13 protein-coding genes are annotated in these 18,358 nt (G+C 62.7%); 8 read left to right on the forward strand and 5 right to left on the reverse strand.

Features of this window, described 5'->3' with window-relative positions:
- Positions 1-124: 124 nt before the first annotated feature.
- The 3 genes from P3T22_RS22755 to P3T22_RS22765 all read left to right on the forward strand — a co-directional run bounded on the left by P3T22_RS22755 (position 125) and on the right by P3T22_RS22765 (position 4,736).
- The gene (locus P3T22_RS22755) at positions 125-2,560 is read left to right on the forward strand and encodes a 3-hydroxyacyl-CoA dehydrogenase/enoyl-CoA hydratase family protein (RefSeq protein ID WP_429326202.1); all 2,436 of its coding nucleotides are present in this window, start codon (positions 125-127) and stop codon (positions 2,558-2,560) included.
- Between the two features lie 78 nt (positions 2,561-2,638).
- On the forward strand, positions 2,639-3,838 hold the full coding sequence (locus tag P3T22_RS22760) for an acetyl-CoA C-acyltransferase (protein WP_429326203.1): 1,200 nt from the start codon (positions 2,639-2,641) through the stop codon (positions 3,836-3,838).
- A gap of 127 nt (positions 3,839-3,965) precedes the next feature.
- Entirely contained in the window at positions 3,966-4,736 is a 771-nt protein-coding gene (locus P3T22_RS22765) for an enoyl-CoA hydratase (RefSeq protein WP_063494755.1), read from the forward strand.
- Positions 4,737-4,783: 47 nt separating this feature from the next.
- Here P3T22_RS22765 and fdhD read toward each other — a convergent pair whose 3' ends face one another.
- Positions 4,784-5,623 (reverse strand): formate dehydrogenase accessory sulfurtransferase FdhD, encoded by an 840-nt coding sequence (gene fdhD, locus P3T22_RS22770; protein ID WP_429326204.1) that lies wholly within the window; start codon positions 5,621-5,623, stop codon positions 4,784-4,786.
- Positions 5,624-5,781: 158 nt separating this feature from the next.
- On the opposite strand from fdhD, the gene P3T22_RS22775 reads away from it, so the two are divergent.
- Together P3T22_RS22775 and P3T22_RS22780 are read left to right on the forward strand one after the other, a co-directional pair.
- Positions 5,782-6,258, forward strand: a complete 477-nt coding sequence (locus P3T22_RS22775) for a nitrate reductase associated protein (RefSeq protein WP_063494757.1) — start codon at positions 5,782-5,784, stop codon at positions 6,256-6,258.
- A gap of 223 nt (positions 6,259-6,481) precedes the next feature.
- On the forward strand, positions 6,482-9,592 hold the full coding sequence (locus P3T22_RS22780; RefSeq protein WP_429326205.1) for a sensor domain-containing protein: 3,111 nt from the start codon (positions 6,482-6,484) through the stop codon (positions 9,590-9,592).
- Positions 9,593-9,643: 51 nt separating this feature from the next.
- Here P3T22_RS22780 and P3T22_RS22785 read toward each other — a convergent pair whose 3' ends face one another.
- Positions 9,644-10,258, reverse strand: coding sequence for a glutathione S-transferase N-terminal domain-containing protein (locus tag P3T22_RS22785; RefSeq protein WP_063494759.1), 615 nt, complete (start codon positions 10,256-10,258; stop codon positions 9,644-9,646).
- 324 nt (positions 10,259-10,582) lie between these two features.
- Here P3T22_RS22785 and P3T22_RS22790 point away from each other — a divergent pair, with 324 nt between their 5' ends.
- Positions 10,583-10,921 (forward strand): hypothetical protein, encoded by a 339-nt coding sequence (locus P3T22_RS22790; protein ID WP_063494760.1) that lies wholly within the window; start codon positions 10,583-10,585, stop codon positions 10,919-10,921.
- A gap of 156 nt (positions 10,922-11,077) precedes the next feature.
- Here P3T22_RS22790 and P3T22_RS22795 read toward each other — a convergent pair whose 3' ends face one another.
- Positions 11,078-11,473 carry an acyl-CoA thioesterase gene (locus tag P3T22_RS22795; RefSeq protein WP_063494761.1) on the reverse strand — a complete coding sequence of 132 codons (396 nt, stop codon included), beginning with the start codon at positions 11,471-11,473 and terminating at the stop codon, positions 11,078-11,080.
- Between the two features lie 412 nt (positions 11,474-11,885).
- Between P3T22_RS22795 and P3T22_RS22800 the strand changes: the two genes are divergently transcribed.
- Positions 11,886-13,775: an ABCB family ABC transporter ATP-binding protein/permease gene (locus tag P3T22_RS22800; protein ID WP_063494762.1), complete on the forward strand. Its 1,890-nt coding sequence runs from the start codon at positions 11,886-11,888 to the stop codon at positions 13,773-13,775.
- Between the two features lie 157 nt (positions 13,776-13,932).
- Here the strand turns inward: P3T22_RS22800 and murU are convergent, their stop codons facing one another.
- Together murU and P3T22_RS22810 are read right to left on the reverse strand one after the other, a co-directional pair.
- A complete protein-coding gene (gene murU / locus P3T22_RS22805; RefSeq protein WP_063494763.1) occupies positions 13,933-14,646 on the reverse strand; it encodes an N-acetylmuramate alpha-1-phosphate uridylyltransferase MurU in 714 nt (237 codons plus the stop codon).
- A 3-nt stretch (positions 14,647-14,649) separates the two neighbouring features.
- Complete coding sequence (locus P3T22_RS22810) at positions 14,650-15,729, reverse strand: aminoglycoside phosphotransferase family protein (protein WP_063494764.1); 1,080 nt, start codon at positions 15,727-15,729, stop codon at positions 14,650-14,652.
- 221 nt (positions 15,730-15,950) lie between these two features.
- Between P3T22_RS22810 and P3T22_RS22815 the strand changes: the two genes are divergently transcribed.
- Positions 15,951-18,317 (forward strand): LPS-assembly protein LptD, encoded by a 2,367-nt coding sequence (locus tag P3T22_RS22815; protein ID WP_429326206.1) that lies wholly within the window; start codon positions 15,951-15,953, stop codon positions 18,315-18,317.
- Positions 18,318-18,358: the final 41 nt, after the last annotated feature.

The raw sequence follows: 18,358 nt of genomic DNA on the forward strand, positions 1-18,358 counted from the left end.
GGCCCAACCCTTACGGCAAGCGCCACGCCCTCAAGCGGCGTGGCGCCTTCCACCGCCACAAGTCACACATCGCGAAACGTAAGAGACACATTCGCGACATCGCATAACTTCCCGGAGGAACGACGTGAGCAATCTGATCATTCGCAAGGTAGCCGTGCTCGGCGCCGGCGTGATGGGCGCGCAGATCGCAGCGCACCTGATCAACGCCAAGGTGCCCGTGCTGCTGTTCGACCTTCCCGCAAAGGAAGGCCCGAAGAACGCGATCGCGCTGAAGGCGATCGAGAATCTGAAGAAACTGTCGCCCGCGCCGTTCGGCGTGAAGGACGACGCACAATACATCCAGCCCGCGAATTACGACGACGACATCGAGAAGCTCGCCGAGTGCGACCTCGTGATCGAAGCGATCGCCGAACGCATGGACTGGAAGCACGACCTGTACAAGAAGGTGTCGCCGCACATCGCGCCGAAGGCGATTTTCGCGACCAATACGTCGGGTCTGTCGATCACCGAACTGTCGAACGGTTTCTCGGACGAACTGAAGGCGCGCTTCTGCGGCGTGCACTTCTTCAATCCGCCGCGCTACATGCACCTGGTCGAATTGATCCCGACCGCCACGACGCATCCGGAAATCCTCGATCAACTCGAATCGTTCCTGACGAGCGTGGTGGGCAAGGGTGTCGTGCGGGCAAAAGATACGCCGAACTTCATCGCTAACCGCGTCGGTATTTTCTCGATCCTCGCCGTCATCACCGAAGCTGCAAAGTTCGGCCTGCGTTTCGACGAAGTGGACGACCTGACCGGCTCGCGTCTGGGCCGCGCGAAGTCGGCGACGTTCCGCACCGCTGACGTGGTCGGTCTCGACACGATGGCGCACGTCATCAAGACAATGCAGGACACGCTGAAGGACGATCCGTTCTTCCCGGTCTACGAAACGCCGGCGGTGCTGGCTGAACTGGTAAAGAAGGGCGCGCTCGGTCAGAAGACCGGCGGCGGCTTCTACAAGAAGGAAGGCAAGGCGATCAAGGTGCTCGACCCGAAGACGGGCGGGTACGTCGACGGCGGCGCGAAAGCGGACGAACTGGTCGGCCGGATTCTGAAGCGTCCGCCGGCAGAGCGCCTGAAGCTCTTGCGCGAATCGGAGCACCCGCAGGCGCAATTCCTGTGGTCGATTTTCCGTGACGTGTATCACTACATCGGCGTGCATCTGGAATCGATCGCCGACAATGCGCGCGACGTCGATCTCGCCATTCGCTGGGGCTTCGGCTGGAACGAAGGCCCGTTCGAAGGCTGGCAAACGGCCGGCTGGAAGCAGGTCGCCGAATGGGTGCAGGAAGACATCGCGGCAGGCAAGGCATTGTCGAATGTGCCGCTGCCGGCGTGGGTGCTGGAAGGCCCGGTTGCCGAAAAGGGTGGCGTGCATACGAACGAAGGTTCGTGGTCGCCCGCTTCGAAGTCGTTCGTGCCGCGCTCGTCGCTTAGCGTCTACGACAAACAGGTTTTCCGTGCGCCGCTGGTTGGCGAGACTGCAACTGATCCGAAGACTTACGGCAAGACCCTGTTCGAAACCGAGGCCGTGCGCGCGTGGGTCGACGACCGCGCCGGCGAGAACGACGTCCTGATCGTGTCGTTCAAGAGCAAGATGAACACGATCGGACCGTCGGTGATCGACGGTCTGACGCAAGCCATCGAACTCGCCGAGAAGGACTACAAGGGCTTGGTCGTGTGGCAGCCGACGTCGTTGAAACTCGGCACGCCGGGCGGGCCGTTCTCCGCAGGTGCGAACCTCGAAGAAGCCATGCCCGCGTTCATGACGGGCGGCGCGAAGGGCATCGAGCCGTTCGTGAAGAAATTCCAGCAAGGGATGCTGCGCGTGAAGTACGCGAGCGTGCCGGTCATCTCGGCCGTGTCGGGCATTGCGCTTGGTGGCGGTTGCGAGCTGGCGCTGCATAGCGCGAAGCGTGTCGCGCACATCGAAAGCTATATCGGTCTGGTGGAAGTCGGCGTGGGTCTCGTGCCAGCGGGTGGCGGCCTGAAGGAAGCGGCACTGCGCGCAGCGGAAGCCGCAACTGCAGCCGGCGCGACCAACGACCTGCTGAAGTTTGTGCAGAAGTCGTTCGAAAACGCGGCGATGGCGAAGGTTTCGGCCTCCGCGCTCGACGCCCGCGCAATGGGCTACCTGAAGCCGTCCGACACGATCGTCTTCAACGTGTTCGAACTGCTCGACATCGCGAAGAAAGAAGCGCGCGCGCTGTCCGCCGCGGGTTACCGTCCGCCGCTGCGTGTCACGCAAGTGCCGGTGGCGGGCCGCTCGGCGATTGCGACCATCAAGGCATCGCTCGTCAACATGCGCGACGGTCGTTTCATCAGCGAGCACGATTTCCTGATCGCCAGCCGCATCGCGGAAGCGGTGTGCGGCGGTGACGTGGAAGCCGGCAGCCTCGTCGACGAAGAGTGGCTGCTGCAACTCGAGCGTCAAGCGTTCGTCGATCTGCTCGGCACGCAAAAGACGCAGGAACGGATCATGGGCATGCTGCAGACCGGCAAGCCGGTACGTAACTAAGCGACGAACGACCGCAATAAATTGCATGGGGCGGAGTAGGTGCTAAAGCGCCAACTCCCGTCGACATAGGAGCTTTAAATGACAAAGCAATTGCAAGACGCATATATCGTCGCGGCGAGCCGCACGCCGATCGGCAAGGCGCCGCGCGGGATGTTCAAGAACACGCGCCCGGACGAACTGCTGGTGCACGCGATCAGGTCGGCCGTGGCGCAAGTGCCCGGCCTCGATACGAAAGTGATCGAAGACGCCATCATCGGCTGTGCGATTCCGGAGGTGGAGCAAGGCCTGAACGTCGCGCGGATGGGCGCGCTGCTGGCGGGCCTGCCGAACACGGTGGGCGGCGTCACGGTGAACCGCTTCTGCGCTTCGGGCCTGACCGCGCTGGCCATGGCGGCTGACCGTATCCGTGTCGGCGAGTCCGACGCGATGATCGCGGGCGGCTGTGAATCGATGAGCATGGTGCCGATGATGGGCAACAAGCCGTCGATGTCGCCGCATATCTTCGATCGCAACGAAGACATCGGAATCGCCTACGGCATGGGCCTGACCGCGGAGAAGGTCGCCGAGCGCTGGAAGATCAGCCGCGAAGCGCAAGACGCGTTCTCGGTCGAATCGCACCGCCGTGCCATCGCCGCGCAGCAAGCCGGCGAGTTCAACGACGAAATCGCCGCGTATACGATCACCGAACGTTTCCCCGATCTCGCCACCGGCGAAGTGAAGCTGAAGACGCGTGAAGTCGCGCTCGACGAAGGCCCGCGTGCGGAAACGTCGATGGAAGGTCTGGCGAAACTGCGCGCGGTGTTCGCGAACAAGGGTTCGGTGACGGCGGGCAACAGTTCGCAGACCTCGGATGGCGCGGGCGCGTTGATCGTCGTGTCGGAAAAGATGCTGAAGGAATTCAACCTGACGCCGCTCGCCCGTTTCGTCAGCTTCGCCGTGCGCGGCGTGCCGCCGGAAATCATGGGCATCGGTCCGAAGGAAGCGATTCCGGCCGCGCTGAAGGCCGCCGGCCTGAAGATCGAAGATATGGACTGGATCGAATTGAATGAAGCGTTCGCCGCGCAATCGCTGGCGGTGATTCAGGACCTCGGTCTCGATCCGGCGAAGATCAACCCGCTCGGCGGCGCGATCGCGCTTGGCCATCCGCTGGGTGCGACGGGCGCGATCCGTGCGTCGACGGTCGTGCACGGCCTGCGCCGCCGCAACTTGAAGTACGGCATGGTGACGATGTGCGTCGGCACCGGCATGGGCGCGGCGGGTATCATCGAACGTCTGTAATCGTGTTTACCCTGGTCCCCGTAGTGATCCCTGCAGTGACCACCTAGGGACCGCGGAAACGGTTCGCAGGCCGCCTGGCTTGCGAGCCGTTTTTTCCATTCAGCAGCATCCAGAGGAGTACGAGGAGATGACAGTGGATATTCTGGTCGAGCGCGCCGACGGCGTGCTGACGATTGCCTTCAACCGGCCCGATAGGAAAAACGCGATCACGGCCGCGATGTATCAGACGATGGCCGATGCACTGGTCCAAGCGCACGGCGATGCATCGATTCGGGCGATTCTGATTCGCGGCAGCGCCGGCATCTTCAGCGCCGGCAACGATCTCGATGACTTCATGAAGACGCCGCCAAGCGGCGAAAACGCGCCGGTATTCCAGTTTCTGCGTGCCATCTGTTCGGCGGAAAAGCCGGTGGTAGCGTCCGTGGCGGGGCCGGCAATCGGCATCGGCACGACGCTCCTGCTGCACTGCGATCTGGTCTATGCCGCGACTACGGCGAGCTTTTCGCTGCCGTTCACGCAGCTTGGGCTGTGTCCGGAAGCGGCGTCGAGTTTGCTGTTGCAGCGTGTGGCTGGTTATCAGGCAGCAGCGGAAAAGCTGCTGCTCGGCGAAGCATTCGACGTCGCCGAAGCGCAGCGCATGGGCTTCGTGAATCGCGTGCTGCCCGCAGCTGAAGTCGATGCATTCGCAGCCGCGCAAGCGGCGAAGCTGGCGGCGCTGCCGGCGTCGTCGCTGCGGGTGACGAAGAGTCTGATGAAGCGCGCGAGCCATCAGGAACTGCAAACGCAGATGGCCGAGGAAGCGGTGCACTTCAGCAAGATGCTGCTCGCGCCGGAAGCGCGCGAGGCGTTCAAGGCATTTTTCGAGAAACGCAAGCCGGACTTCCGGCAGTTCGATTGAACCGGCTGGGTTCAGGCGCCTGAAAATAACTCAGGCGCCTCGTGCGCTCAGGGTTGCGCCGGCTGCGAGGTGTCGTAGTCGACGTAGCTGTTTTCCCGGCAGAAGCTGACAAGCCGTACGCCCGCTTTGCGGGCAATCGCAATTGCCAGCGACGACGGCGCCGAAATCGTCGCGACCATCGGCACGTCGACACGCGCCGCCTTGCGCACCAGCTCGTAGCTGGCGCGGCTCGACAGAAACACAAAACCTTCCTTGGTATCCACGCGATCGAGCACCAGCTGGCCGATCAGCTTGTCGAGCGCGTTGTGACGGCCGACATCTTCGAACGCGTAGCGAATCGCGCCTGCCGCATCGCACCAGGCAGCGGCGTGCAGGCCGCCGGTCAGGCGCGTCAGTGCCTGGTGTTCCGGCAACTCGCGTGCGGCACGAGCGATCGCATCCGGCGTGAGCCGTTGCAGGAAGCCGGTGTCCGGCACGCGTTCCGGTTTCAGATCCAGCAGATCGATGCTTTCGATCCCGCATACGCCGCAGCCGGTGCGCCCGGCGAGCGCGCGGCGCTTTTCCTTCAGCGCGACGAACGCCTGCTGCACTACCGTCAATTGCACTTCGGCATGCGGCAATTCGTTATCGTCGTGCAACTCGACCTCGATATCCTGAATGTCGCTGCCGCGTTCCACGATCCCTTCCGAAATCGCAAAACCGACCGCGAACGCTTCCAGATCGCGCGGCGTGCACATCATCACCGCGTGCGAGATGCCGTTGAAGACGAGCGCCACCGGCCACTCCTGACCGACGTGATCGGTGACGGTTTCGACCGCTGCGCCGCGGTGCCGGTGCGCCTGGCGCTCTACGGCGCCCGGCTGCCCGGCTGTTTCCAGTTCGTTCAAGCTGCTTCACTCCTTTCATGCTGCGCGCGTTTGAGCGGCTTGCAGCCTTGCCCGGCGGCGCGAAGCGGTGCCAGACCTCACTGCGATCGCGCGAATAAGGTTCTAAAATACCTCAAGCTGGGCTTGAGCGTTGCCCGTCACCAAAGAGGAATACTGTCATGGGACTCAACGAAGCACCGCTTCTGTTCAACTTCGAAGTCGCCTCTTCGGAGAATTTCACCTACATCCCGATGTCGGTGCGCTTCAATCTCGATCGCTTCGGGCTGCGCATCACGCTCGTGCAATGGCAGTTGCTGCCGCTCGAAGACCGCAAGCTGCTGGCGCGGTTTCCGGTGGAGGAAGACGCGGCAATCGAGCCGAATTTCGACCACGCGCTGTTCGAGATGCTGCGCACGCACGCGAATGTCGAACCGGAGTGGTTCACGCCTGAAGAAGCGCCCGCCTGGCGGCGCACCGATGCCGTGCCTGAGGGTGTCGCGCACCAGGCGGGACTCGCCGGTCTGCCCACGCCGGGCGTCGCTCAGTGGGCCGAACTCGAGCCGTTCAAGCGCTATGTACTCGCCAAATTGTCGCGCAAGCTGGAAAGCAACCACGACTTCGTTCCCGCGATGAAGGAATTTGGTGCGGCCGGCTAGGTGCGGCCGGCTAGGCGCCCCCAGCTAGGTGCCCCAGCTAGGCGGCCCCAGCTACGCGCCCCCCGCCAAATCCGCGAATTTTTTTCACTCCAACCCCTCAATCTGTTCCGAACCCTGCCGTTATCCATGAGTTGGCGCGTAAAAAGACTCGACTCGATGCGACCCGACGCACCGAAAGCGACCCTCGTGCTCCCGCCCTCAGAACGATTGACGTTCGGAACCCATGACTCCTTTTTTATCGAAGCGGCTGCTGATCAATCTGGCGGTCGTCGTCGCGGCGGTTGGCGCGAACGCGTTCGCCGTCTATACGCAGATTTGCGGCCAGCGCGACGCCGACGCGCGCATGCTGCGTTCGACAAGCGTGCGTCAGAATCTCGACGCCTACCATACGGCGCTCGACGGCGGCCTGGCCGCGCTCGGCCGTTTCGAAGCTTCGGGTGAGGCCGCGCCTGTCAACGAGGCCACCGCCATGGCGACCTCGCTGGCCGCCCTGGAGCGCGAGTTGCGCCGAGAGCTCGCCGGCGAACCGGCGCTGCTCGACACGCTCGCCAAACTGAGCACGGACAGTCACGCGCTGCAACACGACATTGACGATGCGCTGTTGAAGAGCGCCAGCGCCACGCCGAACGAGTCGCGCGCGTGGGCGGCGTCGACCTATACGCATCTCGGGCTGGGTCTCGGCCGTGTGGAAGCCGGTCTGGCGGTGTTGCGCAAGCAGGAGAACGAGGCGTTGCGGGCGTCGCTCGCGATTTCCGCGAACGAAACCCAGCGCGCCATGTTCCTGCTGATCGTCACGATGCTGGCCGGCAGCGCGCTCCTGATCTTCACGTTCGGAGCCCGCGAAAGCCGCGCGCGCGCGAAACTGCGTGCCGTCCGCGCGCTCGGCCGCAACGACGAGCGATTCCGTGGCCTGTTCGACGAGCATCCCGTGCCGATGTACATCTTCGAGCGCGAGACGATGCGCTTTCTCGCCGTCAACGCGGCCGCGATCCAGCAATACGGCTACTCGGAAAGCGAATTTCTCGGCATGACGATTCGCGCGCTCCGGCCGAATGGCGAAATCTCGCGCCTCGAATTGCACCTGCAGCGCAGCGACGTCCTGCAACAGGGCCGCACGATGGCGGGTGTCTGGCATCACCGGCGCAAAGACGGTTCAATGATCAGCGCCGACATTTCGTATCACGCGCTCAACTTTATGGGCCGCGCCGCCTTCTTCGTGCTGGCCGACGACGTCACCGAACAGATCAACGCCGAAGCCGAAGCGCAGCGTTCGAATCAAATGCTCGAGACGGTGATCGACAACATTCCGCAGCGGATTTTCTGGAAGGATCAGGAGTCGCGCTATCTCGGCTGCAACATGGCATTCGCGCGCGATGCGGGGCTTTCTTACCCTGAGCAGGTGGTCGGCAAGAGCGATAGCGATATGCCATGGCGCGCCTTTGCTGCCCTGCTGAACGAGCACGATAAAGAGGTGGTGACCACCGGCGTGCCGAAAATGAATGTCGAGGTCGACCTGGTGATCGACGGCGTGCATCGCACCACGGTCACGAGCAAGCTGCCGTTCACCGACGGCGACGGCCGCGTGCTCGGCGTGCTCGGCTCTTACACGGACATCACCGAGCGCAAGCGCGCCGATCTGGCCTTGCGTCTGCAAAGCCGCGCGCTCGATGCCAGCGTCAACGCAATTCTGATTACCGCGCCGTCGCCGGCGGGCAATCTGGTCGAATATGTGAACCCCGCGTTCATGCGTATCACCGGTTACGATCCCGCCGAAGTGATCGGTCACGATTGCCGCGTGCTGCAGCGAGACGACCGCGACCAGGAAGGCGTCACCCTGATTCGCCAGGCGCTTGCCGCGAACCGCGAAGTAAGCGCCGTGGTGCGCAACTATCGCAAGGACGGCGCGCTGTTCTGGAATCAGCTGTTCATTGCGCCAGTGCCGAACGCGGAGGGCATGATTACGCATCACATCGGCGTGATCAACGATGTGACCGATCTGATGCGCTATCAGGAACAGCTCGAATACCAGGCCAACTATGACAGTCTCACGCGGCTGCCGAATCGCAACTTGCTGCGCGATCGCCTGCAGCATGCGTTGATCGTGGCGCAGCGGCATCACAAGGGCATCGCGGTCGTGTTCATCGATCTGGACGGCTTCAAGAACGTCAACGACAGCCTCGGCCATAGTGTCGGCGACCGCTTGCTGAGCGTGGTGGCGGAACGGCTCGCCCGTTGCACGCGCACCAGCGATACGGTCGCGCGGCACGGCGGCGACGAGTTCGTGATCGTGATGACCGATACCGTCGACGAGCAGTCGCTGATCGCGTGGATGGAGCGTGTGCGCGCGTCGATTTCCGAGCCGGTGTGGCTCGACGGCACTGAGCTGTATGTCGGCTGCAGCATGGGCGCGAGCCTCTTCCCGCAGGACGGCGAAGACGCGGAAACGCTGATGAAAAAGGCCGACCTCGCGATGTATCGCGCGAAGGACATGGGCCGCAATACGTTTCAGTTCTACCAGCCGGAGATGAATGCGAGCGCGGGCGCGCGTCTGAATCTCGAACGGCGTTTGCGCCGCGCCTTGCGCGACAACGAATTCCTGCTGCACTACCAGCCGCAGGTGGATATCGTGAGCGGGCAGATCGTCGGCACCGAGGCGCTGGTGCGCTGGCGCGATCCGGAAGTGGGTTTGGTGCTGCCGTCGACGTTCATTCCCGTCGCCGAGGAGAGCGGCTTGATCGGGCCGTTGTCGGAATGGGTGTTGCGCGAGGCGTGCCGCCAGAACAAGGCGTGGCAGGACGAAGGCTTGCCGCCGGCGCGGGTCTCGGTGAATCTGTCGGCGCGCGTTTTTCAGCAGCGCGATATCGCGAAGCTCGTCATGCAGGTGCTCGCCGAGACGGGTCTCGAGCCGCAGTATCTCGAACTCGAGCTCACCGAAAGCACCATCATGCGCAATGCCGAGGAGGCGGTGTCGATGCTCAACGAGCTGCACGCGCTCGGCATCGGCCTTGCCATCGACGACTTCGGCACCGGCTATTCGAGCCTCAGCTATCTGAAGCGCTTCCCGGTGGACCGCCTGAAGATCGACCGCTCGTTCGTGTCGGATATCGGCGTGTCGGGCGACGACGAGACGATCACCTCGGCGATCATCGCGCTCGCGCATTCGCTGAAATTGCAGGTGATCGCTGAAGGCGTGGAGACGTCGGCGCAACTCGACTTTCTGAGAGAGCGTGCGTGCGACGAAATGCAGGGTTTCTACTTTGCGAAGCCGATGTCGACGGATGCGATTTCGGCGTTGTTCCAGAGGGGCGTGGGGCGGGAAGCGGAGACGGTGTAGTTCGGCTCCCCGCTCCCCGCTCCCCGCTACCGGCTACCGGCTGCGTGTCTCTCAGACGGCAGGCGTGTCGAGGAAAACCGGCAGTTGTTCTGCCGCCTCGGAAAATGCCTGCAAGCGTGGATGTGCCGCCTTGGTGACGATCTCCGGCAAGAACATCTGCGTGAAATTCCACGCGACGGCTGCCGTCACGTCCACCGCACCGAAATGGTTCGATTCGACCGGCAGCGGGGCCGACGCGAGTTCCTCTTCGAGTTCGCGGTAGGCGGCGTGCAATTGCTCGGTCACGCGATCGATCCAAGGCTCGTGCTGTTTGTCCGCCGGGCGCAGATTGCGTTCGTAGACGATCTGCACGGTCTTTTCGCAAGCGGCCAGCGCGAGGCCCGTGAGGCGCGCGGCGCGCAGGCAGTGCTCCGGCTGTGACGGGAAGATCCGTTGATCGGGCGCGGCAAGCGTGGCGACGTACTGCAGGATCACTGTTGAATCCATCACGCACTCGCCGTTGTCGAGGATCAGCGTCGGCGCTTTCACGACTGGGTTGATCTTCGCGAACGCCTCATACGTGCTGAACACGGAAATCGACTGGTGCTCGAAGTCGAGCTTCAGCAACTTCAGGCAGATAGCGACGCGGCGCACGTAGGGCGAATCCAGCATTCCAATCAGTTTCATCTCATTCCCGTTAGAAGATCTATCATGGCGCGCCCGAATCGGCCAGCGTGCGGCTGATGGCTTGCCCAGCGGCGCTCTTGAGGTGTTGAACCGCAAGATTAACGTCTCCGCACGCTGGCGTCGATTCGTGTGTCTGGCAGGCGCTTGCGGGGTTAAACCGGTTTCCGGGCGGCTTTCAGTCGTATATATTCGGGGTTCCCATCTCAGACTTTACCGGGAACCACGAAGCATCGATTCACGTGGCGTTGCGCCCGCTTTTCGCTGCTCGCACTCTGCTATGGGCGTTTCGCCGTCGAATATTTTCTAAAACGACTGGAGAGAAAAATGACGTCTTCACCTGCAAAGAAATGGGCTGTGCTGCTCGCATCGGTTGTACTGAGCGTGGCTTCTGTTGCGCCGGCGTTCGCGCAAAGCGGCGGCAGTAGTGCTCCGGCGGCCGATGAAGCCAATGCCGGCAATGCCGCCAAGCCGTCGGCCGCATCCAAGGCAGCGGCCAAGGCGCAACGCAAGGCCGCCCGCAAGGAGGCGCGGGCGAAGAAGAATGCCGAGTTGAAGCAACTGGAAAGCAACGGGTATAACCCGTCGCGCAACGATCCGAACTATCCGACGGATCTCCAGAACGCACAGAAGAAGGCGGGGATAGGCGCAGCGGCGAGTCAGTAAAGGGCTGCGGGCCGGACGGAGGCTGTCGGCCCGGTCATGCTTGCGTTGGCGATCCGGGCAAAAACCCTGAAAATGCCACCTGGAAAGCACAGCGTATGAAGCTCAACGAGGCGCTCAGGCGCCTCGTTTTCGTTCAATGTCCTCGACAGGGTTCGCTCAATCCAGCACCGGCAGCGCGCGTGGGCGCCGGTCACTGTCGGTCGCGACATAGGTCAGGGTCGCCTCGGTGACTCTCACGAGGTCTTCGGTCAGGCTCATGCGCTGGGCGTAGACTTCGACCGCCACCGTTACCGACGTGTTGCCCGTCTTGACGATATCCGCGTAAAAGCTCAGCAGATCGCCGACGAACACGGGCTGCTTGAAGATGAACGAATTGACCGCGATGGTCGCCACCCGCCCGTTGGCACGGCGGCTTGCCGGAATCGAACCGGCAATATCCACTTGCGCCATGATCCAGCCGCCGAACACGTCGCCGTGGACATTCGCGTCCGACGGTTGCGGCACGACGCGCAGCGCGCAAGACTTTTGTGGAAGTTGAAGGAGATCGGTCATCGGGGCACCCTTGAAATTCGTAATGGCTCGGTCGGCTCGACAGGCAGGCGGGGGGCTTCATGACGGCGGCACGACGCAGCGGCACCACACGGCGGCATCACACGGCGGCATCACACGGCGGCACCACACGGCGGCACCACACGGCGGCACCACACGGCGGCACCACACGGCGGCACCACACGGCGGCACCACACAGCGGTACGGCCCAATCCGCGGCCCATGTGCAACCGGCGGCCGGACAGCCCATGAAAAGCGGCGCCAGCCAGCTTCTGCGACAATAGAAAGATCAGGAATTGTACGGGAAAGCGCCCAGCCGGGTCGCGCGACATGACGCAGGGTGCCGGGTTTGCACGCTGCCGGTCGGTGCGCCGCTGCGAACTCCGTCGTTTCCACACTCTCTCCAGCCGACCCCATGCGCCGTACGCCCTCGTCCGAACCTTCACCGATCTCGACCCAGCCGCGCAACGACTGGCAGACAATCCTGTCGCTGCTGCCCTACCTCGCCACCTATAAATGGCGCGTCGGCTTCGCGCTGAGCTGCCTGATCGGCGCGAAGGTCGCCAATCTCGGCGTGCCGATCGTGATGAAACGGATCGTAGACAGCCTCGCTTCGGTGCAACATCTCACCGCGCTCGGCCGCGCGCACGATTCGCCCGCCATCGTGCTGCTGGGCGGCGTCGGTTTGCTGGTGGTCGCCTATGCGGTGGTGCGGCTGTCCACCTCGCTGTTCACCGAGCTGCGCGAGATCCTGTTTTCGAAGGTGACCGAAAGCGCGGTGCGCCAGCTCGCGCTGAAAGTGTTCCGCCATTTGCACGCGCTGTCATTGCGGTTTCATCTCGAACGGCAGACGGGCGGCATGTCGCGTGATATCGAGCGCGGCACGCGCGGCATCACGCAACTGATTTCGTATTCGCTCTACAGCATCCTGCCGACACTGGTCGAAGTCGGTCTCGTGCTGGGATTTTTCGTCGTCAAATACGAGGCGTATTACGCGATCGTCACGTTCATTGCGCTCGCCGTGTACATCACGTTCACTGTGAAAGTCACCGAGTGGCGTACGCATTTTCGCCGCACGATGAACGATCTCGATTCAAAGGCGAATTCGCGCGCGATCGATTCACTGCTCAACTACGAGACAGTGAAGTACTTCGGCAATGAGGAGTGGGAAGCGCACCGTTACGACGAAAATCTCAAACGCTATCGCACGGCCGCGATCAAATCGCAGCGGTCCTTGTCGGCGCTGAACTTCGGGCAGCAGGCGATCATCGGCACGGGGCTCGTGTTCATTCTGTGGCGCGCGACCCAAGGCGTGATGGCCGGGCGCCTCACGCTCGGCGACCTGGTGCTGATCAACACCTTCATGTTGCAGCTCTATATACCGCTGAATTTTCTCGGCGTCGTGTATCGGGAACTAAAGCAAAGCCTCACCGATATGGACCGCATGTTCACGTTGCTTGGCGCGGCCCAGGAAGTGCCCGATATGCCTGACGCGCCGGCGTTACGGGTGAGCGGTGCGCAGGTGCGCTTCGAGCATGTGAACTTCTCGTATGAGCCGGCGCGGCAGATTCTGCACGACGTGAGCTTCACGATTCCAGCGGGCAGCACCACGGCGGTAGTCGGCCACAGTGGTTCGGGCAAATCGACGCTCGCGCGGCTGATGTTCCGCTTCTATGATCTGGACCGCGCGACGGGTGGCGCGATCACCATCGACGGTCAGGATATTCGCGACGTCACGCAAGATTCGTTGCGTGCTTCGATTGGCATCGTGCCGCAGGATACGGTGCTGTTCAACGATTCGATCTACTACAACATTGCTTATGGCCGTCCGTCGGCCACACGCGAGGAAGTGATCGCGGCGGCGCGCGCGGCGCATATTCACGACTTCATCGAGGGGTTGCCGAAGGGTTACGAGACCCCGGTCGGCGAGCGTGGCCTGAAGTTGTCCGGCGGGGAAAAGCAGCGTGTCGCGATTGCGCGGACCATCCTCAAGAACCCGCCGATCCTGCTGTTCGATGAAGCGACTTCGGCACTCGATTCGCGTTCGGAGCGCGCAATCCAGCATGAGCTCGATCAGATCGCCCGCGAACGCACGACGCTGATCATCGCCCACCGGCTTTCGACGGTGGTGCACGCACAGCAGATCATCGTGATGGACAAAGGGCGCATCGTCGAGCGCGGAACGCATGCCGAGTTGTTGCGCGCCAACGGTCTCTTCGCGCAGATGTGGGCATTGCAGCAGCAACGTGCCGCGGAGGCGTCGGAGTCGGCGGAAACGGTTGGGGCGGGAGAGGGTGGACGTTAAGCAAGCGGCGGTGAGGTGCGCCGCATTTGCTTGCTCGATGGCGCGTGTAGCGTGTTAGCCGCTGAGCGCTTGGCATTCAGCGCCAGACCTTCTTGCCTAGGTCGTAGCACGTCGAGTGGCGCGTTATCGCACGGTGCCGCTCAACGCCTTGCCGCGCTCAGCGTTCGTTCAAACGCTGATCCAAAGCCTGCAGTTGCGCGGGCGTACCAACGTTTTCCCACAGGCCTTCATATAATTCCCCGCTCGCAAGACCACGCGCAATCGTCTCGCGATAGTACGGCGTGAGCGCGCGCCGCGTGCCGCGCGGCAGATCGCGAAACATGCGCGTGTCGTAGAGGCCGATGTTGCCGAACGTGAAGCGCGGTTGCGCATCGAGCGACAGCGTTCCGTCGGCCAACCCAAAGTCGCCGTTCGGATGAAACGCCGGGTTCGGCACCATCACCAGATGCATGCCGGGTCCGGCTAGCGCCTTCAGCGCTTCGGCGCGCGTATTCAGCGTCGCGTAATCGAAATCCGCATAGACGTCGCCACTGACTGCGACGAATACTTCGCTGTTGCCCTCGTCTTCGAGCAACGGCAGCGCCTGCACGATTCCGCCGGCCGTCTCCAGCGCTTCATGCTCGGCCGAGTAGCGCAGTTGCACCCCCCAGCGCGAACCGTCGCCGAGCGTGGCTTCGATCCGCTCGCCGAGCCAGGCATGGTTGATCACAACGGTTTGAAAGCCGGCGCGCGCGAGGCGTTCGATCTGCCACACGATCAACGGTTTGCCGCCCGCTTCGAGCAAAGGCTTCGGACACGTGTCGGTCAATGGACGCATACGCTCGCCGCGCCCGGCGGCGAAAATCATGGCTTTCTTCAGAGACATCGTCATCGGTCAGAACGTGTAGCCGACTTCGTTCGCGCGGCCTTCGAGATCGTCCAGCAGCTTCGCGAACGGACGCAGCGGCGCATACCGTTCGGCGACCTTGCGGGCGTAACCGATGAAACGCGGCAGATCCCTCATGTAGTGCGGTTTGCCGTCACGGTAGTTGATCCGGCAGAACAGCCCGAGCACCTTGATGTGCCGCTGCAGCCCCATCCATTCGAGCTGCCGATAGAACTCGCCGAAATCCGGATCGACCGGCAGGCCCGCCTTTTTCGCTTGCTCCCAGTAGTACACGAAGCAATCCAGCTCGAACTCTTCGTCCCAGCTGAGAAATGCATCGCGCAGCAAGGAGGCGACGTCGTAGGTGATCGGGCCGGCCACCGCGTCCTGAAAGTCCAGTACGCCGGGATTCACGGGGTTGGGGGCGGCCGCGATCATCAGATTGCGCGGCATGAAATCGCGCAGCATGAACACCTGCGGTTGCGCCCGGGCGCTCGCGATCAGCAGCGCGAAGGTGCGATCGAGCAGTCCGCGGGTCTTCTCGTCGACCGCGCGGCCCAGATGGCGGCCGATGAACCACTCCGGCATCAATTCCATCTCGCGGCGCAGGAAAGCTTCGTCGAACGGCGGCAGCACGCCTTCGCGCGACGTGAGCTGCCAGCGGATCAGCGCGTCGAGCGCGTCGCGCACCAGCGAGCGGGCACGGCGCGGTTCATCCCCGTTTTGCGCCTCAGTCAGCGCGCCGAGGTATGAATCGGTGCCCAGATCGGTGACGAGCATGAATCCGGCGTCGAAGTCGACCTCCAGCACGCGCGGCACATGCACGTTGGCGGCCTCGAGCAAGTGTGCGATTTGCACAAATTCGCGGCACTTTTCGGGGGGCGGGGCATCGACGGCGATCAGGGTGCCGGCGCTAGCGCCTTCCGCCGCCTTACCGGCGAGCCGGAAATAGCGTCGAAAACTGGCGTCGGACGAAGCCGGGGCAAGCGTGTCGAGATCGAGCGCATAGCGCGCTGCGTGGGCATTCAGCCAGGCCTTGAGCAGTTCGAGGCGGGTATCTGTGGAGTCTTTGGAAAGGGGCAGCGTCATGAAAACCGGCAACAAATTCAGAGGGGCAACGTCTTGCCATATAATACCCCACGACTTTTTGACGCGACTCACGCCAGCTTTCGCGTATTCCGCTTTACCGCCCGCCTCATCGTTCGACAGATTGTAAATATTGATGTGCAGCCGACTGTCACGGTCGGGTTGTGCAGGCGGTGGATCGTGACTGCAGAAGCTGACGGACGGGCCGATTCGCCAAACGATACATGCCGCCTAGACAGCTTTCCCAAACGCCCCCCTCTTGTGCCGCGGTGCTGCGCAAAAGGCGGCTCGTAGCGGCGTTAATCGCCGTTCCGGGCCTGATGCCCGCGCTTGCGCACGCCCAGCTGGTGGGGGAAGCCGCGCAGCCGCAACCTATCGACGCGCCTTGGGGCATGCAGCTCGCGCCGCAGCTCGAAGAACACCCGTTGCAGGCAGGCCAGAAAGCGGCCACCTTCGTACTCGGCGACACGGCGAGCGGCACCACCGACCAGGACATGGCCGCGAAAGGTTCGGCCGAGGTGCGGCGCAATACCTTCGTGATCAAGGCCGACGCGCTGCATTACGATCAGGACACGGACATGGCCGACGCATATGGCCAGGTTCACCTGAACAACAATGGCGCCACGTTCGCCGGCCCGGAAGCGCATATGCGGGTGGACTCGAGCGAAGGTTTCATGACCGCGCCGAAGTACCACTTCACCGTGACGGGTGGTTCGGGCAGCGCGGAGCGCGTCGACCTGCTCGACAACGAGCGCTCGGTGTTCACGAAGGGCACGTACACGGCTTGCTCGTGCACGGACAATCCGGCCTGGTATATCAAAGGCAGCGAGTTCGATTTCGACACCGGCGCGGACGAAGGCGTTGCGTACAACAGCGTGCTGTTCTTCCAGGGCCTGCCGGTATTCGCTTCGCCGTGGCTGTCGTTCCCGCTGTCGGGCGAGCGGCGCAGCGGGATCCTGCCGCCCACGTTCTCGGTGAGTTCGAGCAACGGCTTCGAACTGTCGGTGCCGTACTACTTCAACATCGCGCCGAACCGCGATCTGACGGTCACGCCGCATTTGATTTCGAAGCGCGGCGTGCAGTTGCAGTCGTCCTTCCGCTATCTGTCGCCCACATATTCGGGCTCGATCACCGGTGAATTCCTGCCGGACGACCACCTGACCCATACCAACCGCTACGCGCTGTATATCCAGCACAACCAGAACTTCGGCAACGGGTTCGGCGGTTATATCTACTACAACAAGGTCTCGGACAACACGTATCCGGAAGACCTGTCGTCGTCGGTCAGTCAGTTCATGAACGGCACCCAGCTCCTGTATCAACAGGAAGCCGGGTTGACCTATAACAACGGCCCGTGGTCGGTGCTCGCCCGCGAACAGCACTGGCAGACGCTGACGCCTTCGGTGGCGCCGTACGGCCGCGAGCCGCAGTTGAACGTGAAGTACGCGAAGTACAACGTCGGCGGCTTCGATTACGGCGCGGAAGCCGACTACTCGAATTTCCGCATCACCACCGCGGACATGACGGAAGGTCAGCGGGTGATGTTCAACCCGTACCTGTCGTATTCGGTGGTCGGGCCGGGCTACTTCGTCACGCCGAAGGTGCAGTGGCACTTTGCGTCGTACAACCTGAACAATATCGGCACTGACGTGCCGGTCGGCACGCCGAAGAATTTCACCGAATCGATTCCGACGCTCAGCTTCGACACCGGGCTGATTTTCGACCGTTCGGTGCGGATCTTCGGCGAGGATTACATCCAGACGCTGGAGCCGCGGCTCTACTACGTCTACACGCCGTACCGCAACCAGGAGTCCGCGCCGCTGTTCGATACGGCCGACTCCGACTTCGGGCTGGCGGAAATCTTCACGCCGAACACGTTCGTCGGCAACGACCGGATCGCCGACGCCAACCGTCTGACCGCAGCGATCACCACGCGCTTCATCAACCCGGCCACGGGCGACGAACGCGCGCGCTTCGTGATCGCGCAGCAGTATTACTTCCAGGATCAGCGCGTCACGCTGCTGCCTACGCAGACCAGCACGCAGGCCACGCATTCGGACCTGATCGCGGGTGCGTCGCTCAAGCTCGGCGCCGGTTTCGCTTCGGAAACGGCGTTCCAATATAATGCCGACAACAACCAGTTGGTGAAGACGAGCGTCGGCTTCGGGTTCAGCCCTGCCACGGGCAAGGTGATCAATGTCGCGTACCGCTACACCCGCGCGAACACCACGCTGGACAACCAGCCGATCAATCAGGTGCTGATTTCGGGGCAGTGGCCGCTGACACACCGCGTGTACGGGGTGGGCCGGTTCAATTACGACCTGGGCGGGCATCGGGTCGTCGACGGTCTGATCGGCCTGCAATACGACGCCGACTGCTGGACGCTCGGCGCCGGGATCCAGCGCTATGCAAACGGCCTTAACACATCGTCGCAGCAGCAGTCGAGCACGCGGTTTCTCGCACAGTTGACGTTCAAGGGCTTGTCGAGCGTCGACAACGGGCTGATTGCCGCGTTCCGTTCCAGCGTGGCGGGCTATACGCCGTTGCCCCCGCCGCCGCCGCCGGAAGCGCGTTTCACCAATTACGAATGACGCTCGCCCGATCATTTATAAAATGCGAAAAGACGGGCCAG

The sequence above is a fragment of the Paraburkholderia sp. GAS348 genome (genome assembly GCF_050434205.1).
In the GTDB taxonomy this organism is placed as follows: domain Bacteria; phylum Pseudomonadota; class Gammaproteobacteria; order Burkholderiales; family Burkholderiaceae; genus Paraburkholderia.